Origin of the sequence: Ensifer sp. LBL, from assembly GCF_050435225.1 — a bacterium.
Classification (GTDB): domain Bacteria; phylum Pseudomonadota; class Alphaproteobacteria; order Rhizobiales; family Rhizobiaceae; genus Ensifer.
On sequence record NZ_JBNDJY010000008.1, the window covers coordinates 231216 to 256666 of the forward strand.

Here is a 25451-nt window from a genome sequence, read left to right on the forward strand (position 1 = left end):
AATCCGCATGTCGACCGATATGCCCACACCGATTGGTACTCGTCGCGTGTTATGGCAATCGTGCGCGTGGTTGAAAATCAAGCAAGTTCAAGGGATCTCGCCAACGTTTGCGTCGTCATACCATCTGCCAGCCAGCGCCGTCTTCGCTACGGGTAAGCAGCGGGGTCTGGAACACCCCGACGACACGCTCCGGCCAATGCGGCGCGCGGTCGGCGAGCGGTTGGCGCCAGCGCTCGGTCTGCAGCATGGCGGCACCGATCGCGACCGGCTCGATGCCGCAGGTCTCCATCAGCGTCAGCCCGGCAAGGATAGACGTGCCGCTGGAAATTACGTCGTCGATCAGCGCCACCCGTTTTCCTTCAAGCAACGGCAGCATGCGCGGATCGACATAGAGCCGCTTCTTCTGGTCGGGCGTCGTGATCGAGGAAAGTGGGACGGAGAGATCGTCGACATACCAGAATTTTCTCGAGGTCCCGAGCGGCACGTAGCGGCTGTGGCCGAGCTTGCGGGCGACGGCTGAGGCAAGCGTGAGACCCAGTGTCGGCAGGCCGGCAACGACATCCGGCTCGAATGGCGCCAGCTTGGCCGCAAGTTCCGTTGCCAGCGCGTCCTCGACGGCAAAGCTTGCCTGATTGACGATCAGCGAGGCCAGCGCGTGCTTGCCGTCCGAAAGCGGGCGGATCGGCAACAGGATCTGCCTGGCATCGCCGAGAGACGCCGGGAAGAAATCGCGATAACCTGCCTGAATGTCGAAGCTTTTCGGCGGGTAGATTTCCTGCCAGAAGTCGTGGGGCTGCATCGGTCCGGTCCTCGTCTGCGCGCTTTCGCCCGAAATGAAAGGCGATCAAAAAGGCCGGCTTGCTGTTCTGGTTCCGGCCGTTTTCGTCTATACCGTTTGCGACTTCGATCAAACCGAAAGGGCGCCGCGGCTGAAGCAAAGCACGCGGAATTCACAAGCCCCTTCGCGCAATGAACATGGGAATGCCAGCCGATGCGCCTGCCAGACGGAATAGCCGACGACCTCACCTTCCTCACCGACTTCCGTCGCGACCTGCATGCCCATCCTGAACTCGGCTTCGAAGAGTTGCGCACCAGCGACCTCGTTGCCAAATGGCTTGAAGACGCAGGGATCAAGGTCCATCGTGGCCTAGGAAAAACCGGCGTCGTCGGCACGCTGCAGGTCGGCAACGGCACGCGCTCCATCGGCCTTCGCGCCGATATGGATGCGCTCGCCATGCCGGAGATCGCCGACCGTCCCTACAAATCCCGCGAGGCCGGCAAGATGCATGCCTGTGGTCATGACGGCCACACGACAATGCTGCTCGGCGCTGCCCGCCATTTGGCGAAGACCCGCAATTTCTCCGGCACCGTACATTTCATCTTCCAGCCGGCCGAAGAAGGCCGCGGCGGCGCCAAGCGCATGGTCGAAGACGAGCTGTTTAAGCTCTTCCCCTGCGACGCCGTTTATGGCCTGCACAACATGCCCGGTCTCGATCCGGACGAAATGGCCGTCGTGGCCGGCCCGCAGCTCGCCTCATCCGATAGCTGGCGTGTCACCTTCCGCGGCGTCGGCACCCATGGGGCCAAGCCGCATCTCGGCCGCGATCCGGTAACGGCATCAGGCACCTTCCTTGCCTCGCTACAGTCGATCGTCGGCCGCGTCGTCGATCCCTTGCAGCCGGCCGTCGTCAGCGCCTGCTCCGTGCGCGCCGGCGACCCGAAGGCGCTCAACGTCATCCCCGATATCGTCGAGATTGGCGGCACGGCGCGCGCCTATACGCCCGAAGTGCGCGACCAGCTCGAAACGGAGATCGGCCGTCTCGCGCGCGGTACGGCAGAGATGTACGGGATTTCCGTCGATTACGAATTCGAGCGCCGCATTCCGCCCGTCGTCAACGACGCCGATGCCACGGCCCGGGCGTTGAAAGCCGCTCGCGCCGTCTTTGGCGACAAGACCCGCACGGCGTTCCCGCCGTCGACCGCCGGCGACGATTTCGCCTTCTTCGGGCTGGAGGCGCCCGGCTGCTACGTCTGGCTCGGCAACGGCCCCGCCGTCGACGGCGCGCTGCATCACAACACCGCCTATGATTTCAACGACGAAGCGATCGGTCCGGGCGCCGCCTTCTGGTCGACCCTGGTGGAGCAGGAGCTGGCACAGGCGGAGTAACGCGTGCATCGCGAAGATGCTCGCAGGAACCCGTGTTCTCAAGGATTTAGAGCCAGCGCTTAAAGAGCGAGGCTGCCCGCCTTGATGGAAGTGACGTCGGACTTCAAAGGCCGCCCAGGCAGGGCGGCCTTTGAATGTCAGGCTTCAAGGATCTCGAGGATCGGGCTTTCCATGACCGTGCCCGTCGCCACGTCGGCGATGCCGCGATCGGTCTGGTGCGGGCCGGCGTTGCAGGCAAGCGTTGCGCCAAAGCAGGCCTTGAAGACCAGGTATGGCGGCTGCCAATCGACGATGCGGCCGACCGCTTCGCGGATTGCCGCAAAGCGATCCGCCACCTCTTCCAACGGCTCCTCGGAAACCAGCCCGGCCAGCGGCAGCGGCAGGAGCGCATCGACCTTGCCGCCGGACGCGACAGCCATGCCGCCGCCGGCTGCAATCACCGCATTGGCCGCGATCGCCATATCCTGCGCATTGCCGCCGAAGACCGTGAGGTTGTGGCTGTCATGCGAAACCGTGGTCGCAAAGGCGCCGCGCCAGTTGCCCCAGCTCGACAACAGACCAACGCGCGGTCGGCTGTCGGCGCGCCCATGGCGATGCGCGACGGCGATCAGCGTCGTGCCCTCCGGCGGGACGACGAAGCCGCCCTCAACCGTAGCAACGGCTTCGCCCCACTGGGTGAAGCGAGGCCGGTCGATGGTCGCGACGCGGACCTTGGTGCCGTCGGCAGGAATGCGGAAATCGTCATCCGAAAGCGGCGCGATCTTCATCGTGCCGTGCAAGGTCTCGGCGGCGATGCCGCTCAGCGGCTCGATCATCCGTCCGGCATCTGCAATCACTTTGCCACCGACAATGACGGTGCGCGCACGGAAATCAGCAAGATCCCCGAAGAGCACGATATCCGCCCGGCGGCCCGGCGCCACGAGCCCGAGGTCTTGACGGCTGAGGCGCACCGCGCCGTTCAGCGTTGCCGCCCGAAGCGCCCATTCGGCGGGCAGGCCATAGCGCACCAGTCGACGAACGACGTCGTCGAGGCCGCCGGCATGGGCGAGATCGTCGGGGAAGACGTCGTCGGTGCAGAGCGTTACCGTCTGAGGAAGATGGCCCAGAGCCTTGATCGTCTTGACGAAATCCGGCAGCAGGTGGTCGTGCGAGCCGCGCAGTTCGATCGACAGACCAGCCCGGAGCTTTGCCAAGAGATCGTCGCCCGAGACCAGCTCATGGTCGGAGCTGACGCCGGCCGTCACGAAGGCCTGGAGATCAGAGCCGGCAAGACTGCGCGCATGGCCGTTGACCGGCTTGCCGGCGGCAAGCCCCGCCTGGACGATCCCGGTGATGCGCGCTTCGCCGTCGATGACGCCGCGCATGTTCATCATTTCGGCGATACCGCCGATTTCCGGCCAGCTCAGAATGTCGGCAATCACAGCAGCGTCGAAATCCGCACCGGCCAATTCCAGGCCGGGTGCCGAGGGCACGCTGGAGGGCGCCAGCAGCACCGTGCGCAGCGGCAGATCGCGACTGGCGTCCGCCGCCCAGCGCACGCCGGCAACGCCGTTGACATTGCCGAACTCATGCGGATCCCAGACGACGGTCGTCACGCCACGCGGCAGCACCGCATTTGCGTAGGTCGCCGGCGTCACCATCGAGCTTTCGACATGCATGTGCGTGTCGATCAGGCCGGGCGAAACGAAAGCGCCGGTGGCATCAACGACGGTTACTGCGTCACTGCGCGCGCCCGGTTCGTGGACGCTTGCGATCAAGGATCCGACGAGGCCGATATCGGCCGGACGAAGCTCCCCGGTCACGACGTCGACGAGCGTGCCGCCCGAAATCAGAACGTCGAACGGCTCGGCACCACGCGCTGCGGCCACTGCCCGGCTGCGGAGCGCCGCATCCATCAAGTCCCGAGGCTGCTCTATGAAACTCACTTCTGCGCTTCCTTCATCAGGGCGCCCAGGATTTGTGCCCGCGTCGTCTCGACATGGGCATCGACAGCATATTCGGCATTGAAGTTCGCATGGCTTTCGCGTGTTTCGACGACGGTACGCCCGCGGGTCAGCGTCCCGCCGAGTTCGACATCGATGCGCGCCTGGCGAAACGAGATCGCGCCCGGATTGACGAAGGCAACGGCAGCGCAAGGATCATAGATCGCCATGCCCGGCCGGCCACGGCTGGTGCCGATCGAGATGAAGCCGGCAAGCAGATCGGCGATGAGGGCCGCGTGGGCGCCGCCGGCCGAGCGGATCGGCGCGACGTCATCGGGGTAGGCAAAGACCTTGCGGCAAAGATCGAGATCGACCATGCGCAGCGGCAGGCCATGCGCGATGACGATCGCCAACGCTTCAGGATCGGCAAAGGCGTTGAACTCGGCGGATGCCGTATGGTTGCCGCTGGTGACACCGCCGCCCATCCAGGTGAGATCGGTGATCCGGCTGGCCAGGTCCGGACGGGCAAGGCAAAGGGCAGCGAGATTGGTGAGCGGTCCGAGTGCCAGAATGCGCTTCGGCCCCTCCTGTTCCAGCCAGCCACAAAGAGCGGCAAAGGCGTCGCTTGCCGGCAAGGCATCGGCTTCAGGCAGCGTCAGGCCGGTGGTCGGCATGCCGGCTTCGCCGAGAATGCGTTCGGCGGTTTCGAGCTTGCCGAGCACCGGAAGGGCGCGCCCTTCGTGGATTGGGAACGGCCAGGCGAAGGCGCGCGCGGCACTGGCGGCGTTTCGCTTCACCCGGTCGAGCGGCGTGTTGCCGAAAACGAGCGAAACGCCGTCGATTTCTTCACCGGCATGAAGGACGACAAGCACGGCGGCAATGTCGTCGAATCCCATGTCCGTATCGATCCAGACACCCATCTTCAGGTTACCCGAACTTCTTGAGGCGCGCGGCCTTTTCGACCGGCAGGTCGAAGGCGATGGCAGAGCCGGTTTCACGGGCTGCAAGCGCTGCGTCCTCTTCCGCCTTGATGGCGCCGAGCGGCGTGTCGAGCAGATACTCGCGCGTGCTGCCGGAGAAAGAGGCTCCGCGCACGGTGCCTTGGAAAGGACCTGAACCAAGGGTCACCATGCGCGGACGCCACGCAAGCCCTGCCGTGTCAGGCGGCAGGGATCCGGAAAGATCGATCGGGCCGTTTTCGGCCTTCAGCTTGCCGCCTTCGACGGCAAAGATGTTTTCGAAACCGACGAAATCGGCGACGAAGCGCGAGATCGGGCGGTTGTAGATATCCTCGGGCGTGCCGATCTGCTCGATCGCGCCGTTCAGCATCACGACGATGCGGTCCGCCAGCGACAGGGCTTCGCCCTGATCGTGGGTGACGAAGATCATCGTGACGCCGGTTTCCTTCTGCACCCGCTGCAGCTCCGTGCGCATTTCGAGGCGCAGGCGAGCATCGAGGTTCGACAGCGGCTCGTCGAGAAGCAGCACCTTCGGTTCCATCACCATGGAACGCGCCAGCGCCACGCGCTGCTGCTGGCCGCCCGAAAGCTCGCCCGGCTTGCGGGCGGAGAACTTCGAAAGCCCGACGGACTTGAGGCCAGCCGTCACCTTGCTCTCGATATCGGCAGCCGGCAGCTTCTTCAACCGCAGGCCGAAGGCGACATTTTCGAACACGGTCAGGTGAGGGAACAGCGCATAGGACTGGAAGACGAGGCCTACCGAACGCTTGTTGGCGGACACGCGGGTGATGTCGGCTCCATCGAGCTTGATCGCGCCTGAGGCCGGCGACAGCAGGCCGGCGATCGAGCGCATCGTCGTCGTCTTGCCGCAACCGGAGGGCCCAAGGAACGCCACCAGTTCGCCCTTGCGGATCGACAGGTCGAGATCCTTCACCGCAACGGTGTCGCCATAGGCGAGCGTCAGTTTTTCAAGGCTGAGGAAGGGGGCGTCAGACATAGCGAGAGAATCCCAGGAAGCGTTCGGCAAGGAAGACGATGCCGATGGACATGAAGGCGAGCAGTGCCGAGAGGGCTGCAACCGACGGATCGTAGGTGATCTCCATGTAGGAGAGCATGTCGATCGGCAGGGTGCGCACACCCGGGCCGGAGAGGAAGAGCGACACCGGCACCTGGTTGAAGCTCGTGACGAAGCCGAGGATGAAGGCGGCGAGAATGCCGCTGCGGATGTTGGGCATCACCACGCGGAAGAAAGCGCCGGCGCGCGACGAGCCGAGCAGCACGGCTGCCTCTTCGATATCCGAGCGCAGGTTGTTGAGGCTCGCCGAGACGACCCGCACCGCGTAGGGCAGAACCAGCGCCGTGTGAGCGAGGAACAGCGTCAGCGTGATGTTGAGGCCAAAGGGCACGACGATGTAACGCAAGAGCGCCAGGCCGACGATGATGCCCGGCACGATGATCGGCAGCGACACGATCGTGCGGATGGTTTCGCCGAAAGGCAGCTTGTAGCGCGACAGCGCGTAAGAGGCGGGAACGCCGAGCACGAGAGCGGCCGCGGTGCCGCCGATCGCAAGCAGCATCGAGATCGCGAAACTCTCCTGGAAGCTCTCGACCGTGAAGACCTTGGCGACCCACTTGAGCGAGAAGCCCTGCGGCGGGAAGGCCAGCGTCTCGCCGCCCGAGAGCGACGCCGCGACGATGATGAAGAACGGCCCGATCAGGAAGGCGATCACCAGGAAGAGGACGAGCGGAGTAAAGATACGAGGGGTCATCGCTTGTTCCTCGCAGTGGCAAGCCGTTTTAGGAGAAGATTGGCGGCAAAGCTCATGACGATCAGGATGAAGGCGATGACGCTTGCGGCGACGAAGTCGTTGGCGACGGTGACGCGCTGGTAGAGCAGCGTTTCAAGCATTAGCACCTTGGAACCGCCGAGGATCGCAGGCGTGATATAGGCGGTGAGCGAACCGGTGAAGACGAGCGTTCCGCCGATCACAAGGCCTTCCTTGGTCAGCGGCAGGATCACCTTGAAGAACACCTGGAACCAGTTGGCGCCGAGAACGCGGGCGGCCGGGATCGCATCCTTCGGCATGTTCTCGAGCGCGCTGATCAAGGACAGGATCATCAGAGGCAGGAACAGCTGCAGCAGACCGATGAACACGGCGGTCTCGGTGAAGAGAAAGCGGATCGGCTCATCCGAAAGGCCGACGAGCTGGAGCGCCTGGTTGACGATGCCGGTGCGGCCGAGAATGACGATCCAGGCATAGGTGCGCGCAACCGACGAGATCATCAGCGGCAGCACGACAAGGCCGATCATCTGTCCCTTGTTGCGCGGCGACAGATTGACGATAGCAAAGGCCGCGGCATAGCCGATGACCGCCGAAACGACGGTAACCATCAGGCCGAGCCGGAAGGTGCGCAGGAAGACGGTGCGGTTCAGCGGATCGGAAAAGAAGGTCGTATAGGCCGACAGCGACCAGCTGTCTGCGCTGCGAAAGCCTTCCGCCAGCAGGATCACCACCGGCGCCAGAAAGACGATCGCCGCAAAGACCGCTGCGGGCAGAGCGAGCGCCAGGGCTTCGGCGCGGTTCTGGAACATCCTTCTTCCTTTCAAGGCATTCCTGGGCGCATCTCATCGCGCCCGTCGCATCAGGTCTCCACCGGCGGTCCGTGTCCGCCGGTGGAGGTCGCAAAGGCTTGGACTTACTGGCCGACCTGGGCGTTCCACTCCGACAGCCACGCTTCGCGGTTGTCGAGGGCGACGGCCGACGGGATCAGCTTGAGATTCTTCACGGTCTCTTCGCCGTAGGTCAGGTTTTCGGCGATCTCGGGCGAGACCTTCACGTCCTTGTTGGCCGGGCTGTCGACCAGCTTTTCGGCAAGTGCGGTCTGAACTTCGGTCGAAAGCCAGAAGTCCATGAACTGAAGTGCGAGATCCTGGTTCTTGCCGCCCTTGGTCAGTACCATCACGTTCATGCCGCCGGTCTGGCCTTCCTTAGGCGTTGCCCACTTGATCGGCAGGCCGAGCTTGGTGAAGCCTTCCCAAGAGAAACGACCGATCGGGGCGGCCCAGATTTCTTCCTGCTGCATCAGCTGAACGAGCTGCGAGGACTTGACGTAGAAGGTGACGATCTCGTCCTTCTTGGCGCCGACGGCGGCGATCGCTTCCTTGAGGTCAGGCGTGTTCTTGCCGATGGCTTCGCCGACCATGTAGAGCGCCGGCGGGCCCTGGTTGGTTGTGACGTTCGGGAAGGCGACGTGGCTGGCGTTCTTCTCGCTCAGGAGGTCGGCCCAGGAGTTCACTTCCATCTTGTCCGAGCGGTAGACGATCGACGTGGCGTAGAAGGTGTAGCCGACGCTCATGCCGTCGCCGTTCGGGTCCTTGGCGAGGTCGTAGAGCTTGTTGAAGTTCTGGAGCTTCGAGGTATCGATCTTCTCGATCAGATCGGCGCGGGTGGCCGAAAGCGCGTCAGCCATCGACACGACGGCCATGTCGACGACCGGGCTTGCCTTGTTGGCTTCCATCTTGGCCAGGCGCTCGACGCTGTTGCCGGTTTCGACGACGAGCTTGCATCCGCACTTCTGTTCGAACGGCGTGTAGACCAGTTCCTTGAAGGCGTCCTGGGCAAAGCCGTAGACGGAAATGGTGAGCGTCTTGTCCTGGGCAGATGCGGCGTTGGCGGTAACGAGCAAGAGCGCGCTTGAGGCGAGCAGGAACTTCTTCATGGCTGGGGTCCTCCTTCGGTGACAGATGTGGCTGCGGTGACAGTGGTATGAACGGGTTGAGACGCGGGCGGCGCTGCGGCCGATTGCCGGACGACCAGGTGCATTGGCACCTTGGAGGTCGCCGCCGTAACCGGCGCACCGATCTCAGGATCGGACGGGTCGCGCTCGCTGATCGCCCTGACGAGCGCCGCGACGGCGACCGCCGCGATCTCGGTCATGTCCATGCGCGCCGTCGTCAGCGCCGGCGTGATGACCGGCGACCAGATCAGGTCGTCGAAACCGGTGACGCTTGCCTTTTCCGGCACATCGATGCCGGCGCGCTGCAATTCGGTGAGCGCCCGGAGCGCATGAAGATCGGAGATGCAGGCAAAGGCGGTGTAGCCTTCGGCCACCTTATCGGCGAGGCCGAGCGGACAGCCCTTGCCCGCCGCTTTTTCCAATGGCTCGATCCAGAGCGTATCGGTATGGCAGCCCTCGCCAAAGACCGAGCGGATGCCGCCGGCGCGGTCGTTCTGTACGTTCGAGGCGGGATTGTTGCCGATGATCAGCACCCGGCGGTGGCCGAGCGCCTTCAGATGCTCGGCGATCTGCTGGCCGCCACCCCAATGGTCGGCGGCAACCGTGTTTCCGGGGGTCGACGGCGTATCGATGACGGCGACCGGACAGCCGACATCGGCAACGCGGGTGCCGCGCCTGGGCACGATCACCAGGCCATCGACGTCACGATCGATCAGGCGCTCGATCGCCTTGGTCTGGGTCGAGACGTCACCGCGGGAGTCGGCGATCAGCACGCCATAGCCCGACGACGAAGCGGCGAGCTCGATCGCCTGGGCGATCTGCGGGAAGAGCGGATTGGCGATATCGGGAAGGACAAGGCCGAGAACGCCGGTGCGGCCGGTGCGCAGCGCCCTGCCCGCCTGGCTCGGCACATAGCCGAGCTCGGCAGCGGTCGCGCGGATCTTTTCCACCATCTCGGCGGAAACACGCCCCTTGCCCGAGAGCGCGTTGGAAACCGTCGCCGCGGAGACGCCCAGCGTTCTGGCAATCCTCGTCAGTTTTGGTCCGGAACGCGCCAAGACAGTGTTCCCGCTATCGCGTGATTAAACGATTAATCAGCCGATATATCAGAATCTCCTGACTGTCGAATCCTTTTGTCGACTCGTTGCATTTTGCAATTTTCGAGGGAAAGCCTACGCGAACAACAATCGATTTCTGTCTGACGCCCGGCATTCACAGCCAGCGGAAGGAATTCGCGCCAATTTGTCAAAGGGTGGCGGGCCTATCCGGGCCGGCCTGATATATCTCTGTCCACACCACGCGGTGAAAAGCGAAATGCGCATCTGCCTAACCGCCGCAATCGCGGGTACAAATTTCAACTTCGCCTGACAAAAGAAATCAATTTTCCCACTAAATTACTAGGGAATAAGTATGATGCACGGCAATCGTCCGATGGCTAGAATTCGGGCGGCGGTGCGATCCGCACAACAGGCATAAGCAGGAGTTTGGGACATGACTGGCACTATCATCGGCTTTGGCAAGACCGCGGGACAGGCCCGCCGGGCGCGCGGCGCAACCTTGGCAGCCACCACGCTGGCACTGGCTCTTGCGTCGAGCACGGCCGTATTCGCCGAGGACGCGAAGTTCGATCCCAACGCCTCTATCACCATCGGCTCGCTTTATGAGCCGCAGAACCTCGACAACACTGCCGGCGCCGGCCAGGGCATCAACGAAGCCTTCAACGGCAATGTCTATGAGGCGCTGTTCACGCTGACCGATGCCGGCGACGTTCAGCCGGGTCTTGTGGCCGAGCAGAGCGTCAGCGACGATGGCCTCACCTACACTTTCAAGCTTCGCCCCGGCGTCACCTTCCACTCCGGCGATCCTCTGACGGCCGCCGACGTCAAGTACAGCATCGAGCGCGTAACGGCCGAGCAATCCAAGAGCTCGCGCAAGAAGAGCCTCGCAACCATCAGCGCGATCGAAACGCCCGATGACCAGACGGTCGTCGTCAAGCTGTCCGCCCGCTCGATCTCGTTGCCCTACAATCTGAGCTATGTCTGGATCGTCAACGATGCGGCCAAGGACCTGAACGCGGGCGAAGACGGCACCGGACCCTATCGCCTCGACGAATGGCGCCGCGGTTCGTCGCTGGCGCTCATCCGCAACGACAAGTACTGGGGCTCGGCACCCACCAATGGCGAAGTCGTCTTCCAATATTTCACCGATGCGACCGCGCTCAACAATGCGCTATTGACCGGCGCCGTCGACATCATCACCAGCGTCCAGAGCCCGGACTCCATTGCCCAGTTCAAGGACAATCCTGACTTCACCGTCACCGCCGGCCAGTCGACGACCAAGGAACTGCTCGCGTTCAACGACCGCGTCGCCCCGTTCGACAACGTCAAGGTCCGCAAGGCGATCGCCCGTGCCATCGACGACAAGAAGCTTTTGACCTCAATCTGGGGCGAATACGGCACCCTGATCGGCTCCTTCGTTCCGCCGACCGATCCCTGGTACGTGGACCTGACCGCCGTCGACGCCTATGACGTCGAAAGCGCCAAGGCGCTCTTGAAGGAAGCGGGCTTTGCCGATGGCTTCGCCTTCAAGCTCGATACGCCGAACTACGATCCGCACCCGATCGTCGCGCAGTTCATTCAGAGCGAACTCGCAAAGGTCAACATCAAGGTCGAGATCAACGTGATCACCGCCAACGAGTGGTACACCAAGGTCTACAAGGCGCATGACTTCCAGGCCACGCTGCAGGAGCACGTAAATCACCGCGACATCGTCTTCTACGGCAATCCGGATTTCTACTGGGGTTACAACAATCCTGAGGTCGTCGATCTGATCAAGGCGTCGGAGGCCGCCGCCAACACCGACGAGCAGACGGCGAAGCTGAAGGAAGCCAACACGATCATCGCCGAGGATGCGGCCAGCAACTGGCTCTATCTCTACCCGCAGATCGTTGTCTCGAGCTCGGCTGTGACCGGTTACCCGGTGAATGGACTGAACTCGCAGTTCTTCGCCTTCGGCATCAAGAAAAGCGAGCAATAAGCGGCACCGCCGTCCGGTGTGCACCCCACACCGGTGCACGAACAGCAGCCCCTGGATCCGTTCCGGGGGCTGATTGCGTTTCGCGCCAAAGGTCCGGGCAATTCGCCGTCCTTCCACAGGCGCGACCAAAGATGGGCCATGCTCTAGCCTGCCCGATCTTTTTGGTGCAAAAGCCAGCTCTCTGATCACGGCCCCCGTGAGAAGAAAGGAATGCAGCCATTCTCACCTATCTCGTCCGCCGCTTTGCCATTCTGCTTCTGTCGCTGCTGATCGCGGCGGTGGTGCTGTTCGTGCTTTTGCGCCTCTTGCCCGGTGATCCCGCCAATGCGCTTCTCTCTGTCGGCGCCGATGCCGTGCAGATCGAGAAGGCGCGCGAACAGGTCGGCTCGAACCTGCCGCTCTGGCAGCAGTTCCTGCGCTTTGCCGGCAGCCTCGCCCGATTCGATCTCGGGACCTCTTTTGTGAGCGGCAAGCCGGTGATCGAGGAGATCGCCGCGCGGCTGACGGTCACCGTACCGCTGGCGCTGATGGGCTTCGTGCTCGCCATCCTGATTGCCGTTCCGCTCGGCATCCTCTCGGCCGTCAAAGCTGATCGCTGGTATGGCGGACTGATCTCGACCATTTCACAGCTCGGCATCGCCATCCCCGTCTTCTGGGTCGGCATCCTGCTGGTCACGGTGTTTGCCGTCACCTTCCGGCTGTTCCCTTCCGGCGGCTTTCCCCGCCGCGGCTGGCAGAACGAGGGACAAGTGCTGTATGCTCTTGCATTGCCCGTCATGACGATCGGTCTCGTCATGGGCGCGTCCCTGCTGCGTTATGTCCGCTCGGCGACCCAGGATGTCCTCGGTAGCGACTATCTGCGCACCGCACGTGCCCTCGGCGCCAGCTTCCCCGAGGCGCTCATTCGTCACGGCATCCGCAACGGCGCCGTGCCGATCGTCTCCATCCTCGGCATCGAGCTTGCAACGACACTGCTCGGCGCGGTGGTCGTCGAGCGCGTCTTTGCCCTGCCGGGCCTTGGCTCGATGCTGCTGCTTGCGATCGAGCAGCGTGACTATCCTAATGTTCAGGGCGTGCTGTTCATCTCCACCCTGCTGGTGCTGCTCATCGGTTTTGCCGCTGATCTCACCCAAAGGCTGATCGATCCACGCCTGCGCGAACGCGCCGTCGGAGGCAATGCATGAGCCCCGTCGACACAGCCGTTTCCGCGCCGAGGCGCCGGCGCTCGCTGGCGCTTACCGTCGGCCTTGCCCTCGTCGGTCTCAACGTCGCCGTCGCGGTGCTGACGCTTTTCTGGACGCCCTATGATCCGCTGAATGCCTCGGGTGGACGACTGGAAGCGCCGTCGCTTTTGCACTGGCTCGGCACCGACCGCTTGGGCCGCGACCTGCTTACCCAGTTGATGATCGGCGCCCGTACCGCTCTGCTGGTCGGCACCGGTGCAGTTGCGATCGGGGCTGCGATCGGTGTCAGCCTCGGCGTTGTCGCCGCCTTCGCCACGCGCCTGGCCGACGACGTGATGGCAGCGACGCTCGATATCCTGATCGCATTCCCCACCCTGCTGCTTGCAATGCTGGTGGTGGCGGCAAGCGACAGCGCCAGCCTCTGGTCTGCGATCCTGGCACTCGGGCTTGCCATCTCGGCGATTGTTGCGCGGCTGACCCGCATCCTCGCCAAGCGCGTGCTTAGGCAGGACTACATCGTCGCCTCGCGCACATCGGGAACCTCCTGGGCCGGCGTCGTCTTCCGCCACGTGCTGCCCAATATCTGGCCGACGCTGTCGGTCAATTTTGCCCTGCAGTTCGGCCTCGCCGTGATCGCGGAGGCGTCGCTCTCCTATCTCGGCCTTGGCGCACCACCACCGAACGCCTCGTGGGGACGGCTGCTGCAGGAAGCACAGGGGACCGTCTATACGGCGCCGATCGGCGCGATCGCACCGGGCATCGCCCTCGTTGCGCTCGTCATCGGCATGAATCTTCTGGCTGACGGCCTGCGCGATATCGCCGATCCGACGCGGGGGAGATCGCGATGACGCCGCTTCTCGACATCAAGGGTCTTACCATCCGCGCCGGCGACAAGCCGCTGGTGTCCGACCTCTCTCTTGCCATCCGACCCGGTGAACGCATCGGCCTGATCGGCGAATCCGGCTCCGGCAAGTCGATGACGGCAATGGCCGCGACTGGCCTGTTGCCGCCTTCGATCACTGTCACCGGTTCGATCACGCTTGACGGGCAACAGGTTGTCGGCGCCACCGACCGGGTGATGAACCGGCTGCGCGGCGTCGCCGCAGCGGTCGTCTTCCAGGAGCCGTTGACCGCGCTCGATCCCCTGATGAAGATCGGCCGGCAGATCGCCGAACCGGTTCGCCGACGTCTGGAGCGAGACGGCGGCAAGGCGACGAAGGAAGCGGTTCAACGCGAAGTCCGCGACCTGATCGCCAAGGTGGCATTGCCTCAGCCCGACCGCATCATCAATTCCTACCCGCACGAAGTGTCCGGTGGCCAGCGCCAGCGCGTGGCCATCGCCATGGCACTCGCCTGCCGCCCGAAGCTGCTGATTGCCGACGAGCCGACGACCGCGCTCGACGTCACGACGCAGGCCGAGATCCTGAAACTGCTGGACCAGCTGGTACGCGAGACCGGCATGGCGCTTCTGTTCATCAGCCACGACCTGCCGGTCGTCTCCCAGGTGGTGGAGCGCGTCATCGTGCTGAAAAACGGCATCGCTGTCGAAGAGGGCCTGGTCGGTTCGGTCTTCGGCACACCGCAGCACGACTATACCAAGACCCTGGTCGAGGCCGCCCGCCTGTTCGACGAAGCGCTCGGAGCAACCGGATCATGATGCTCGATCTTCAAAACGTCAGCTTCGGCTACTCCCGCCAGCAGACCACGCTCGACAACGTCTCGCTCTCGGTGCGACCGGGGGTGAGCGTCGGTCTGGTCGGCGAATCCGGGTCGGGCAAGACGACGCTGCTGCGACTGATGCTCGGGCTCATTCGCCCGACGAGCGGTACCATTCGCTTCGGCGAGGAAGCCCTCGACACCGGCAGCAGCGCCTTCATGCAGCGCTACCGCCGCGCCGTGCAACCCGTTTTCCAGGATCCCTATTCCTCTCTCGACCCGCGCCAGCGGGTGATCGACATCATCGGCGAGCCACTGCGGTCGCTGCGGATCCCAGGCGACCGGACGCAGGCGGTCACTGCGGCACTCGAAGCGGTCGGACTTCCTGCCGATGCACTCCGCCGCTATCCGCACGAGTTTTCCGGCGGCCAGCGCCAGCGCATCGCCATTGCCCGCGCCATCGTCGCCCGCCCGCAGATCGTGCTTGCCGACGAGGCGGTCAGCGCGCTCGACCTTTCCACCCGCATCCGCATCGTCGAGCTGTTCAAGACGCTCGCCGAGAAGTTGACGCTGGTTTTCGTCTCCCACGATCTCGGCGTCGTCGCGGCCCTCTGCGAGGAGATGGTCATTCTGGAGCGTGGCAAGGTGGTCGAAAGCGGCAAGACCCGCGACATTTTGGCCGCGCCGAAGCATCCCTATACGCAGCGTCTGCTCGCCAGCATTCCGCGCATGCCCGCCTGACAAGGGATTGGCGCGGATATCGCGTCTTTGGCCGAATCCACCTTTATCCCCAAGGGCTTGATGATTCGCGCCTGCATTGATCCAGGACAACCGCTGAGAGGCCCTGTTGAGCATAGTGCCGTCGGCCGCAGAATCCCTGCCGCCGAACGCCATGACCGGCGATGTTCAACTTCTTCTGGGGGTCCGGAAAATCATGCCTACTCGCGCCATTCTGCCATCTGCCGTCCTTTTCGCCGCGCTTGCGGCACCGCTCGCGCTCGCGACGGCGGCAGATCTCTCCGAGCCGGGCGCGGTCGCGGCACCGGAAATGCCACTGGCAAGCGAGCCCGGCCCTTGGATGATCCGTGGCCGCGCGCTCGCTGTTCTGCCTGACGACAAGGGCACGCTCTATCTCAACGGCAGCGCGCTCGACGGCGAAAAGGTCGGCGTCAGCAACTCCGTCGTGCCGGAACTCGACATCACCTATTTCTTCACTGACAACATCGCCGCCGAACTGATCCTCGGCACGACGCCGCACACGGCGCGCGGCAGCGGCTCGATCGCCGGCCTCGGCGAGATCGGCAAGGCTTGGCTGCTGCCGCCGACGCTCACACTGCAGTATCACTTCAACGTCACCGACGAGATCAAGCCCTATGTCGGCGCCGGCGTGAACTACACAATGTTCTACAACGAGAAACCCCGCGGCGACTTCTCCAGCTTCAATCTGAAAAACACCTTCGGCGTGGCGCTGCAGGCGGGCGTCGATATCAAGCTCGACGACCACTGGGGCCTGAACTTCGACGTGAAGAAGCTGTTCCTGGAGCCTGAGGTCAACGCCACCCTGCCGGGCGCCGGCGTTGTCAGTGGCAAGGTCAAGCTTAATCCGTGGCTGATCGGCACCGGTATCAGCTACCGGTTCTGACAGCCTCGAACGAAACGGCTGGCGGCGCCCTCTTAGAGGCGCCGCATTCGGCAAAACCGACGTCAGACGTGATGGGCCGTGACGGCCTTGGCGAGTTCGCCCGACAGTTGCTGGCTGCCTGCATGGGAGACATCCCCCAGCGACAGCATACCGACCATGCGCTTGTCCTGGTCGATCACCGGCAGACGCCGCACCTGCTTTGCCTCCATCAGATAGACGGCATGCTCGATCGTCTCGTCCGTCCGGCAATAGACGATATCCCTCGTCATCACGTCCCGCGCCGTCATCGACGCCGGGTCCCGCCCGTTGGCAAAGGCGCGCAGCGCAATGTCGCGGTCCGTGACCATGCCGATCAGGCGGTCGTTTTCGCCGACCGGCAACGCGCCGATGTCCTCGTCGCGCATGATACGCGCGATCGTCTTCAGATCGGTTTCGGGAGAGATCCAGCGAGCGCCGGGATGCATGGCTTCCGATATTCTCATCTCATCCTCCTGTGCGTGAAAGCGGCGGAGCATAGGCTGACATCGTGGCCATTCATTGATCCAGCGAAACGCTGCACCACCCCTACCGCAGTTCGAGAAGGAAATAGGTGGTCGGGCCGGAAGGACTATTGTTGGAGAGCCGGAAGGCGACGTTGCCCGTGCCTTGCACCAGCGGCGCATGCACCTTGCCGTCTAGGCCCACCGGCGAAACGCTCCAGTTCCCCGCGGTTCGCGCCAACCTCAGATCGACATAACCTTCGCGCAGCCGAACCGGCAGCCGGCCAAAATCCTCGATCACCTTCTCCTCGGTGTCGCGAAACGCCATGCCGGTGTTCTGCGCATCGGTCGCAAAGATCAGCAGCAGGCGCCGGCCGGTGGCGAGCCCTGCATTCGCATCAAGCGCCGAGAGCGCAACAAGCCCGTTGCCATCGGCCCGTTCGACCCGGAGCAGGCCGAGATCGATCGGCTCCCGCAGCGTCGAGAAGGCGGCGGCCTCGGTCCTGTCGGTGACGACGCGCAATTGTCCGGCAAAGCGGTTCAACAGGATTTCGCCGGTACTGCTCTGGTAAATGCCGGTATCGATGCTGGTGCCGTTATCATCAGAAAGCGCGCCGTCTTGGCGCAGGCCGTCGAGTATCCCTTCGCTGTCCTGCTGGCGCGGTTGCTTCACCGCGGGCACATCGCCGAGCCGGGTCGCCTCTTCAAGACCGATCCGTCCGACCAGCGCGAGGTCCGTCAGGCGCTCCGGTTCGCGCGCCTGCATGTCGTCGGAAAGGTCATCCTCGCCACGCACTGCAAACGGGACAGTAACGGCTGAGGTCGCCACGTCGCCACGGCGGTAGAGAAGCGCCGACAGCGTCTCGCCGGCGCGCGCGACGGGATCGAGCGCAATGGCGTAGGGCAGCATTGCCTTCTTGTGCGGGAAGGGTTCGCCATAGGAAAGAACGATCGGGCCATGGCCGTGACGGCAGAGCGCATCCCAGCCTTGCAGCGCCGCATAGGCCGGCATCGCCAGCCCGGCCTCGTAGCGGTAGCGGTTCCAGAAGAGGTGATCGTATTCGCTGACGAGGAACGGTCGGTCGAGCCAGCGCGTTGCCGCGATCATGCGGATGTAATTCACCCCGTCGGCGATCGAACTGACCTGCGTCGTCTTGCTGCCGGGCGCATAGCCGCTGACCCAGTCGTGATAGGTGTTCATGGTCACGGCTTCGAGGCCGCGCCGGCTGAGCGACGCCTGAACCGTCGGCCAGTTGTTGTAGTTGCTGATCAGGCCGCGGTAGCCGAGCCCGCGCAGCACCTCGCTCATGCGCGCGGTCGTCGCCTCTTCCGTCTCGGTGAAGAACGCCTGCAGATCGCGCAGCCGCGGGCCGGGAACGTAGCGGTCCGACGGCAGCGCCACGGATCTCGCTTCGATCGTCTCGTCTGGGCGCAGATCAGGCCACGCCTTGGCGAGCGCCGCGGTCGATCCGTAGCGTTTGGCGAGCCATGCGTTGAACGGTTTGGCAAGCTGCGGATCATAGGGCGGCTTGCCCGGCCGATCATGCACGACGGTGTCGAACTCCATGCCGTTCTCGTTGGCGAGAATGACGACCGCGAGCGCGTCGTCGCGGATCGGCGCCACGCCCGTATAGGGGTTTACGCGCCCGAGGATCGTCTCCTGCATGCGCTTCCAGTGGTCGAACGCCCGCTCGTCGACAAACAGCTCGAGCTTGAGGTTGCCGCCATCGTCCCAGCGATCGTCAAAGCCGCCGTAAACGCCGCGCAGGGACGACAGGCCGTCCATCATCCAGTAGATGCCGTTACGCTTCAGCGCCGCCAGCAGATAGTGGATGCGGTCGAGCGTCTCTGGGTCGAAATCGAAGTCGCGGTCGCGGCCGAACATCAGGCTGCCGTCGACGAAATGCAGCCGGGCGAGATTGTAGCCGCGCATCGCCAGTTGCCGGGCGTAACGATCGGCGGCTTCGTGATCGGGAAACCCGCCGGAAGCCGGGCTCCAGGCAAGCGATGCGCAGAGCATGCGCTCCGGCTTTGCCGGTGACTTCGCGAAGGCAAGCCGTCCGCCGGCACCGGCGACCAGGCGGTGATCCGCATCGATCGTGCCGTTCGGCAGGAAAGAGGAAAAATCGAGAGGGCTGCCAGCCTCGAACTCAAGCGAGATTTCCCACACGGGAAGCCACTGGTCCGATGCCTGCACCGGCGCGCAGACGGCAGCCAGCGCCGCGGCTGCCGCCAGCAGTGGCCGCCACCTCATGCCGGGGCTCCGAGCAGCTTGCTTTCGATCGGCGCGTCAGGCTTTCGCCGTGCCCGGAAGAAGCCGACCGGCAACGCCGCCGCATGAAAGAACCAGGCGACGACGGTGTAGAGCCCCATGCTGAACCCGCCCTTGCGCAGGCTCATCAGCCCGACGACGCCGGCAAGGATCGCAAGAACGATACCGAGCGCGACGAGCTTGTCGGGCACGAACAGCAGGATCGCCAGCGACGCTGCCCACCAGAGATAGACCAGCGCCCAAAGCTTGAGCTCCGGCAGTTCCCGGACGAGCTGGAAGAAATAGGGCTGGCCGAGCGAGGCGCGCAGCAACTCCCCGATGCCAAACAGGTACTTGCTCTTCCAGCGGCGCACGAGCAGGCGGTAGGAATTGTCCGTGTGGCCGAAATGCTGGACGAAGCGTCGGTCGAGGCGATGCAGCTTGAAGCCGGCGCTTCTGAGCCGGATGCCGAGGTCAAACTCCTCATAGCCGTGCAGGTTGCGATCGGAGAGATAGCCGACCGCCTCTATCGCCGCCCGGCGATAGAGGCCGCCGCCGTTCATGCGGTCGATCGCGCCGATCCGGTTTTCCGGGGAATTACGGGTGACCCGCCGGGAAAATTCGAGGTTGGAGGTCAGCATCTCCTGCACGTGGCCGGTAACACCAGCCACGGCGGGATCGTCGGCGAGGAACGCTTCCGCCACCTCGAGGAAGTCGTCGTCCAGCAACATGTCGCCGTCGAGCAGGCAAATATGCGCGTGCCGCGAATATTGGAAGCCGAGTTGCGGGCCGATGCCGCAGCTCGGAAGCGCCGGCGGGCTGATCTGGGCGATGACAACTGGATAGCGCGAGGCGATTTCCACCGTCCGGTCCCTGGAGCCGCTGTCAGCAACGATGACCTCGCCGCCAACGGTTTCGAGCGCCTTCAACGCGCTTTCAATGGTCGCAGCGATGCGCTTTTCTTCGTTCAGCGTCTTGATGATGACGGATACTGCCACGCGATCCCCCAGTCTCGACGGAGCGCAGGCCTGCTCCGGTTGCCGCCAATCTTACCGGCGATATTTTGCGTTTTGGTTTACCGTCCCAGCAGCCGCAGCAGCGGCAAACGAAAGCGATAGAGGAACCAGCCGCCAAAGACGCCGCAGGCGCCGCCAAGAAGCTTGACCATCACATCCGTCAGGCGTGCGTGGCGGTCAGCCGAAACCATCTGCAACAGTTCGAAGCCGATGGCGGTCGCAAAGACCAGAACCAGCACGAGCGCCAGCCGCCGCGGATAGGCGATCGCAAACAGCAGGCCCAGCAGTCCGAAGGCCCCGAAACGTTCGAGATGGACCATGTGCCCGATGCGGGGCCTGAGATCGAGCGGCGACATCGTCGAGTAGGCGATCACGGCAAACAGGATCCATGCGAAAAGGCTGGCGGCGCGTTTGATAGTCATTGTCGGCTTGTCTTCCAGGCGGCGTGCGAGGCACGGCAATCATCGAACGATCGGCGACGGCGCCTGCGCGTTCATCGCGTTGCGGGGGCGCGGTCGCATTCTTGAGGAGAGCGGTGTGCGGTGAACGCACGAGGCAGGCTCCGGCCGGCGACACGGCGGACGCGAACGTCCGGCTACTTCGCCAGCAATGCGCTATACACCGCCGCGGTCCTTTGCGCCACATTTGTCCAGCTATAGGCGGCTTCGGCGTGCGCCGCACGCTCGCGCACCTCCTCGTCGCTGAGCGGTGCTGCGAGCTTGTCCACGATGCCGGACGCCAGCGCATCGATGTCTCCCAACGGGAAATACTCGTCGGGCGCCAGCTCCAGTTCCTGATTGGCGACGATATCGCTTGCCAGGACCGGCAGCCCGTAGGCCATCGCCTCGAGCAGCGCAATCGGCATGCCCTCGTGGCTGGACGGCAGCACGAAGAGGGCGGCATTGTCGAAGAGTTCCGCCAGCCTGTCGCCCGTCTGAAAGCCGGTGAGCACGACACCCGGCACGTCGTGCGCAAGCGCCCTCACCTCATTGGCATAGGGCGTTTCGAACTCAGCGCCGCCCGCAAGAACGAGCTTGGTGTCGCTGAGGCCGCACTTGGCAAAAGCACGGATGAGATCGAGTTGCCGCTTTTCCGGAACCAGCCGGGCGGCGAGCAGGATATAGCGCCGCCGTTCAAGGCCGAACTCCGCGAGAGTACCGGCCTCTCCCGTCGGCGGGGTGACCTGGACGCCGTTCGGCACCAGCGTCATCGCAACATGGTGCCGCGCGTGCATCGTCTCGGCGATGTCCTTCGAGATCGCCACGCGTCCGTTCGAGAACCGCATGCCGAGGCGCTCACCGAGCTTCAGCGTGCGCCTGGCGAACCCGCCCCATTTCTGCCGGTCATAGTCGTAGCCATGATGGGTCACCACGACCTTCAGACCGAGCAAGCGGGCAAGCGGCGTCATCAGCGCCGGGCCGATGGCATGAATGTGTAGGACATCCGGGCGCCGCCAGGCGGCGAGCCAGACCCCGAGGAAGGTATGGACGATCGCTTCCAGCGCCATGCGGCGCGGCGCCCAGAGAGGAACGACGTCCACCCCGTTCCAGGCGTAAGCCTTGCGATCCTCCAGATAGCCGCGGCGCCCGACCACCTCGACGTCCCAGCCGTATCCGAGCAGCTTGCTCGCCAGCATTTCGACGTGTTTCTCGACGCCACCTTGAACGTTGGGGATGCCGCGCAGGCCCAGCATCATCACGCGCTTGCGCTCACCGCGTGCGGCCAGTGCGCCGCTCTGAGCGGGGTGGCCGTGCTGTCGGCCAGCGCGTGCGGCGCTTTGCAGGGGCAGCCGGCCGGCGCCGTCCGACAGTCCGGTCTGTACCATCTCCTGCGCAATCACCGGCTGTTGCTGGCGATGACTTCGCGAAACATCAGACTTTCTGCTCATGTGTCGCCTCGAAGGTTGCCCGTTCCGTTTACTAGGGCGATATACTTAATCACCGCCAAGATATTTCATTTACCCCTTATATAAATGACCGAAAACCATAGCGCGAGCCCAGGTTACTACAAATTGTATCGTAACGTTAATGGCGGAAGCCATCAGACCGCGCCCAGCCTGGAATAGAGGTCGATCGTCCTTTGCCGATAGGCGGCGGCGGAGAACTCGTTTGCGATCCAGCGTCGGCCCGAAGCCCCCATCGCAGCGCGTTCGGCAGCCGGCAGACCGGCCATCGTCGAGAGCACGCGGGCGAGATCGTCGGCGTCCCCCGAAATCGCGGTTATGCCGGTCTCGCCCTCGCGGATCATTTCGGGAATGCCGCCGATCGAGGCCCCGATCACCGGCCGCCCCAACGCATAGGCCTCGAGCACGCTGATCGGCGCGTTCTCATACCATTCGGAAGGCAGAACCAGCGCCAGTGACTGCCCGATCAGGCGGTGCAGGGCCTCGCCGGAGAGATAGCCGGCAAAGGTCACATCGGCGCCGGTTTGCGCAACCAGTTGCCGCAGCATCGCTTCCTCGGGCCCGGTTCCGGCGATCACCAGCCGTTGGCCCGATGCGGCCGCCGCGCGGATCAGCGTCGCCAGCCCCTTCTCTGGGGCCAGGCGCCCGGCAAAGACGAAATAGTCGCCCTCGACCCAGTCGGCCGAATAGTCGTCGACATCGACGAAGTTCGGGATATGGACCATCTGTTCGCGCGGCCAGCCCCATTCGACCAGCTTCTCGACGTAGAATTTGCTTGGTACGACGATGCGGTCCACCTTGTTGCGGTAGAGACCGAGCCCGCGGTGAACGACGGTTTCGGCGAGCACGACGGCGCTCAGCGTCGTCTCCCCCTTGATGCAGCGATGACGCAAGACGTTGTAGATATGGCCGCCGCGACAGTCCTCGCAGACGGCACCGTCACGCAGCATCTTGTAGGAGGGACAGGCAAGCTTCAGATCGTGAGCGGTCATGACGACCGGGATGCCGGCCGCCTTCAGCGTCGAGAAGATCGCCGGCGAAAGATGATGGTAGACGTTGTGTGCGTGGGCGACGGAGGGGCGGGCGCGCTCGATCAGCCGGCTGACGTTCTTCTGCGCTTCACGCGAGTAGATGACGCTTGCCGCCTGAACGACCTTGCGCAGGAGGTTGGTGCGCCGGCCATACTCGATCTCGGAGACGAAATAGTCGGACCATGGCGAGGCTTCGTTATCCTCGTGCTGCATGGCGAAAGGCACCACGTCCCAGCCGATGTCCGAAAACATCTTCATATGGTCGAAAAACACCGCTTCCGCGCCGCCGCGGCGGTAGAAGTAGTTGTTGATGGCGAGCAGCCTGTTGCCGCCGTTCCCCTGCCCCGACATGCGCCCTCCTACCAGCCGAGCCTGTCGAGCGCCTGCTCGACCGGCAACACGACACAGCCCTTCTCAACCGTGTAGCGAACCAGGGTTTCGAAAGTCTCGGGCGTGCAGCCGTAGGGCGTCGGACGCGCGGCGATGTCGTGGGTGAAAAACACGAGCCAGCCCGGTCGATCGACGACATCGTCGATCCAGCCCGTGAGCGCCTGGGCGTCCGCCTCCGGCTGCCGGATCTCGACGGACTTCAGCATCAGCGGATCGACGGCCGTGCGGTTGATGCTCTCGCCGGCCGCACGGCAGGTGCGGTAGCGGCGCCCCAGTTCCCGCCGCGCCAGCGGCCAGGCGGCATTGTAGGGAAAGGCGAAGTTGGTTGCAGCCGCATTGACGCCGCTCTGGCTGAGATAGGCGGCATTCCGGTCGAGATCCCGGGCCAGCCTACCTCCGCCCAGACGCCTGATCTTGCTGTGGGAATACGTGTGGCAGCCGACCTCGTGACCCCGACGAGCGAGCTCGGCGCAGCCCTCCGGCGAGATCAGGGTACGATCCGTCTCGACCCGCCCCCCAAGCCCTCCGGCGATATAAAACGTTCCGCGCACGCCATGACGTTCGAGGATAGCGGCGCCGTTGTGCAGTGCTGTGTCCGGCACGTCGTCGAAGGTGAAGGAGACGAGCGGCGCATCGGTTATGACGTCACGCGGTTTCGCCGCGAGACGCCAGATCAGCCGGTTGGCGACGCGGTCGACAAGGCCGTCGACCCTCGACAGAGCCTGTGAAAAACTAGGCATGCGCCACCATCCTTTGTGCAAGCGGGTGTGGTTCGGTTGCAAGCGCTGCCGAGGACTGCAGGCGCAAACCGCAAATCGCGAAGAGCAAGGTAAACCACAGCACGTTCGGACCATCGAAGAAGAAGGCCTCGAGGCTGGCGCTGTAGATCGAATAGAGCCAGATCCGCAGGAACAGCCGCGTGAGGTCGCTGTGCTGCCGGGCCGGCGGAATGCGCGAGATATGATAAAGCGGGAGCACCACCAGCCAGAGCAGCGTGAGGATCAATCCGGGTATGCCGATCACCAGAAGCGTCTCGAGATAGGAATTGTGCGCATGGGCGGCGCGAACCGCCCAGGTCTCGATGCCGCCGCCGCTAAAGACCACTTCCTCGGTCTGCCAGAAGGCCTTGAAGCCGCGGCCGATAAACGGCTGTTCGGCGATCACCGAAAAGGCGAAGCGCCAGACATCGGCGCGGTTCGTGAAGGTCGCGTCGATGCCGAGCGACGTGACGAATTCCCCAAGCGGCCGGAAGACGGCAGACCCGACGGCGAAAAGGTTGAACAGGGCCACGCCGCCGATCGCGATCGGGATGCGCAGCAGGCGCACGCGTTCGAACAGCCATGCCAGAAGCAGGATGCCCGGCAGCATCGCCGTCGAGGTCTTCCCTCCCGTGTGGATGAGGAAGAAGAAGGCGAGGCCAACGATGGTCACGCCGACAAGCTTCGACCACCGGTGCAGGACGTAAAGGCCGAGAAACGAGGCCAGCACCATCGCGACGGCCGCTTCGTTCTTGTGGCGGAAATGGCCGCGCCACAGCCCTGCATGCATCGGCTCCAACACTTCGTTGGCCTGGTGAATGGACAGAAGCGGCTTGAACAGAACGCCGTAATAGGCAACCGCGAGCATGACGAGCGTCGAGATCGCCAGCATCTTGGCGAAGTGCCGCTCGTTGGCCGGCAGCAGCAGATAGACGTTGGCGTTGACCGCGACCATCGTCGTGAGGATGATCGCCTTGATGCCGTTGGCCGGATGAGCGGAAACCAGGCAAGCAAAGAGCACCCACAAAAGCAGGACCGCAAGCAGCACCCGCGGCTGCATCAGCCCGCGCCGCATCGGATGCAGCACACCGTAACAAGAAGCGCCAGCAAACAGCAGCAGTGCCACGATCTGGTTCAGCCGGCTGGAATTGTCACCGCCCGGCTCCAGCAGGCTTTCCTTGGTCAGGTCGACGAAGGAATGAAAGGGAATCCAGTAGTAGATGGAAATCGCCAGAAACAGGAAGGTCCCGACGCGGACCCTCAAGGTTTCTGCAGAATTGGCCGGATTGCCGCTGAGATCGGGCACGATGGCCGCCCTC

At 63.9% G+C, this 25451-nt stretch carries 23 protein-coding genes; 7 read left to right on the forward strand and 16 right to left on the reverse strand.

Annotation, left to right across the window (positions count from 1 at the left end; all coding sequences use genetic code 11):
- Window positions 1–115: 115 nt before the first annotated feature.
- On the reverse strand, window positions 116–835 hold the full coding sequence (locus OKW20_RS28195) for a phosphoribosyltransferase (RefSeq protein WP_429177642.1): 720 nt from the start codon (window positions 833–835) through the stop codon (window positions 116–118).
- Window positions 836–991: 156 nt separating this feature from the next.
- Between OKW20_RS28195 and OKW20_RS28200 the strand changes: the two genes are divergently transcribed.
- Window positions 992–2167 carry a M20 aminoacylase family protein gene (locus OKW20_RS28200; RefSeq protein WP_429177488.1) on the forward strand — a complete coding sequence of 392 codons (1176 nt, stop codon included), beginning with the start codon at window positions 992–994 and terminating at the stop codon, window positions 2165–2167.
- Window positions 2168–2304: 137 nt separating this feature from the next.
- Here the strand turns inward: OKW20_RS28200 and OKW20_RS28205 are convergent, their stop codons facing one another.
- From OKW20_RS28205 to OKW20_RS28235, 7 genes are all read right to left on the reverse strand, one after another.
- On the reverse strand, window positions 2305–4062 hold the full coding sequence (locus OKW20_RS28205) for an adenine deaminase (RefSeq protein ID WP_429177644.1): 1758 nt from the start codon (window positions 4060–4062) through the stop codon (window positions 2305–2307).
- 26 nt (window positions 4063–4088) lie between these two features.
- On the reverse strand, window positions 4089–5009 hold the full coding sequence (locus OKW20_RS28210; RefSeq protein WP_429177490.1) for a nucleoside hydrolase: 921 nt from the start codon (window positions 5007–5009) through the stop codon (window positions 4089–4091).
- Between the two features lie 7 nt (window positions 5010–5016).
- Window positions 5017–6045 (reverse strand): ABC transporter ATP-binding protein, encoded by a 1029-nt coding sequence (locus OKW20_RS28215; RefSeq protein WP_402321866.1) that lies wholly within the window; start codon window positions 6043–6045, stop codon window positions 5017–5019.
- A complete protein-coding gene (locus tag OKW20_RS28220) occupies window positions 6038–6817 on the reverse strand; it encodes an ABC transporter permease (RefSeq protein ID WP_043613765.1) in 780 nt (259 codons plus the stop codon). The genes OKW20_RS28215 and OKW20_RS28220 overlap by 8 nt, the downstream gene beginning before the upstream one ends.
- Complete coding sequence (locus tag OKW20_RS28225) at window positions 6814–7641, reverse strand: ABC transporter permease (RefSeq protein ID WP_043613763.1); 828 nt, start codon at window positions 7639–7641, stop codon at window positions 6814–6816. Before OKW20_RS28225 ends, OKW20_RS28220 begins: the two co-directional genes overlap by 4 nt.
- A 104-nt stretch (window positions 7642–7745) precedes the next feature.
- Window positions 7746–8768, reverse strand: a complete 1023-nt coding sequence (locus OKW20_RS28230; RefSeq protein WP_429177492.1) for an ABC transporter substrate-binding protein — start codon at window positions 8766–8768, stop codon at window positions 7746–7748.
- Window positions 8765–9844 (reverse strand): LacI family DNA-binding transcriptional regulator, encoded by a 1080-nt coding sequence (locus tag OKW20_RS28235; RefSeq protein ID WP_429177494.1) that lies wholly within the window; start codon window positions 9842–9844, stop codon window positions 8765–8767. Before OKW20_RS28235 ends, OKW20_RS28230 begins: the two co-directional genes overlap by 4 nt.
- 433 nt (window positions 9845–10277) lie before the next feature.
- Between OKW20_RS28235 and OKW20_RS28240 the strand changes: the two genes are divergently transcribed.
- The 6 genes from OKW20_RS28240 (at window position 10278) to OKW20_RS28265 (ending at window position 16304) form a co-directional block, all read left to right on the forward strand.
- Window positions 10278–11822: an ABC transporter substrate-binding protein gene (locus OKW20_RS28240; RefSeq protein WP_429177496.1), complete on the forward strand. Its 1545-nt coding sequence runs from the start codon at window positions 10278–10280 to the stop codon at window positions 11820–11822.
- A gap of 218 nt (window positions 11823–12040) precedes the next feature.
- The gene (locus OKW20_RS28245; RefSeq protein WP_429177646.1) at window positions 12041–13006 is read left to right on the forward strand and encodes an ABC transporter permease; all 966 of its coding nucleotides are present in this window, start codon (window positions 12041–12043) and stop codon (window positions 13004–13006) included.
- Window positions 13003–13854 carry an ABC transporter permease gene (locus OKW20_RS28250; RefSeq protein ID WP_429177498.1) on the forward strand — a complete coding sequence of 284 codons (852 nt, stop codon included), beginning with the start codon at window positions 13003–13005 and terminating at the stop codon, window positions 13852–13854. Before OKW20_RS28245 ends, OKW20_RS28250 begins: the two co-directional genes overlap by 4 nt.
- Window positions 13851–14663, forward strand: a complete 813-nt coding sequence (locus OKW20_RS28255) for an ATP-binding cassette domain-containing protein (protein WP_429177500.1) — start codon at window positions 13851–13853, stop codon at window positions 14661–14663. The genes OKW20_RS28250 and OKW20_RS28255 overlap by 4 nt, the downstream gene beginning before the upstream one ends.
- Complete coding sequence (locus OKW20_RS28260; protein ID WP_429177648.1) at window positions 14657–15403, forward strand: ABC transporter ATP-binding protein; 747 nt, start codon at window positions 14657–14659, stop codon at window positions 15401–15403. The genes OKW20_RS28255 and OKW20_RS28260 overlap by 7 nt, the downstream gene beginning before the upstream one ends.
- 193 nt (window positions 15404–15596) lie before the next feature.
- Window positions 15597–16304, forward strand: a complete 708-nt coding sequence (locus OKW20_RS28265) for an OmpW/AlkL family protein (RefSeq protein WP_429177502.1) — start codon at window positions 15597–15599, stop codon at window positions 16302–16304.
- Between the two features lie 62 nt (window positions 16305–16366).
- Here OKW20_RS28265 and OKW20_RS28270 read toward each other — a convergent pair whose 3' ends face one another.
- The 8 genes from OKW20_RS28270 to OKW20_RS28305 form a co-directional block, all read right to left on the reverse strand.
- Window positions 16367–16786, reverse strand: a complete 420-nt coding sequence (locus OKW20_RS28270) for a CBS domain-containing protein (protein WP_429177504.1) — start codon at window positions 16784–16786, stop codon at window positions 16367–16369.
- An 82-nt stretch (window positions 16787–16868) separates the two neighbouring features.
- Window positions 16869–19037, reverse strand: coding sequence for a glycoside hydrolase (locus tag OKW20_RS28275; RefSeq protein ID WP_429177506.1), 2169 nt, complete (start codon window positions 19035–19037; stop codon window positions 16869–16871).
- Window positions 19034–20032: a glycosyltransferase gene (locus OKW20_RS28280; RefSeq protein ID WP_429177508.1), complete on the reverse strand. Its 999-nt coding sequence runs from the start codon at window positions 20030–20032 to the stop codon at window positions 19034–19036. The genes OKW20_RS28275 and OKW20_RS28280 overlap by 4 nt, the downstream gene beginning before the upstream one ends.
- A gap of 77 nt (window positions 20033–20109) precedes the next feature.
- Complete coding sequence (locus OKW20_RS28285) at window positions 20110–20472, reverse strand: VanZ family protein (RefSeq protein ID WP_192449603.1); 363 nt, start codon at window positions 20470–20472, stop codon at window positions 20110–20112.
- Window positions 20473–20645: 173 nt separating this feature from the next.
- On the reverse strand, window positions 20646–21746 hold the full coding sequence (locus tag OKW20_RS28290; protein ID WP_429177650.1) for a glycosyltransferase family 4 protein: 1101 nt from the start codon (window positions 21744–21746) through the stop codon (window positions 20646–20648).
- A gap of 344 nt (window positions 21747–22090) precedes the next feature.
- On the reverse strand, window positions 22091–23335 hold the full coding sequence (locus tag OKW20_RS28295; protein ID WP_429177511.1) for a glycosyltransferase family 4 protein: 1245 nt from the start codon (window positions 23333–23335) through the stop codon (window positions 22091–22093).
- A gap of 8 nt (window positions 23336–23343) precedes the next feature.
- Window positions 23344–24114: a polysaccharide deacetylase family protein gene (locus OKW20_RS28300; protein WP_429177513.1), complete on the reverse strand. Its 771-nt coding sequence runs from the start codon at window positions 24112–24114 to the stop codon at window positions 23344–23346.
- On the reverse strand, window positions 24107–25438 hold the full coding sequence (locus OKW20_RS28305) for an O-antigen ligase family protein (protein WP_429177515.1): 1332 nt from the start codon (window positions 25436–25438) through the stop codon (window positions 24107–24109). Before OKW20_RS28305 ends, OKW20_RS28300 begins: the two co-directional genes overlap by 8 nt.
- Window positions 25439–25451 lie beyond the last annotated feature (13 nt).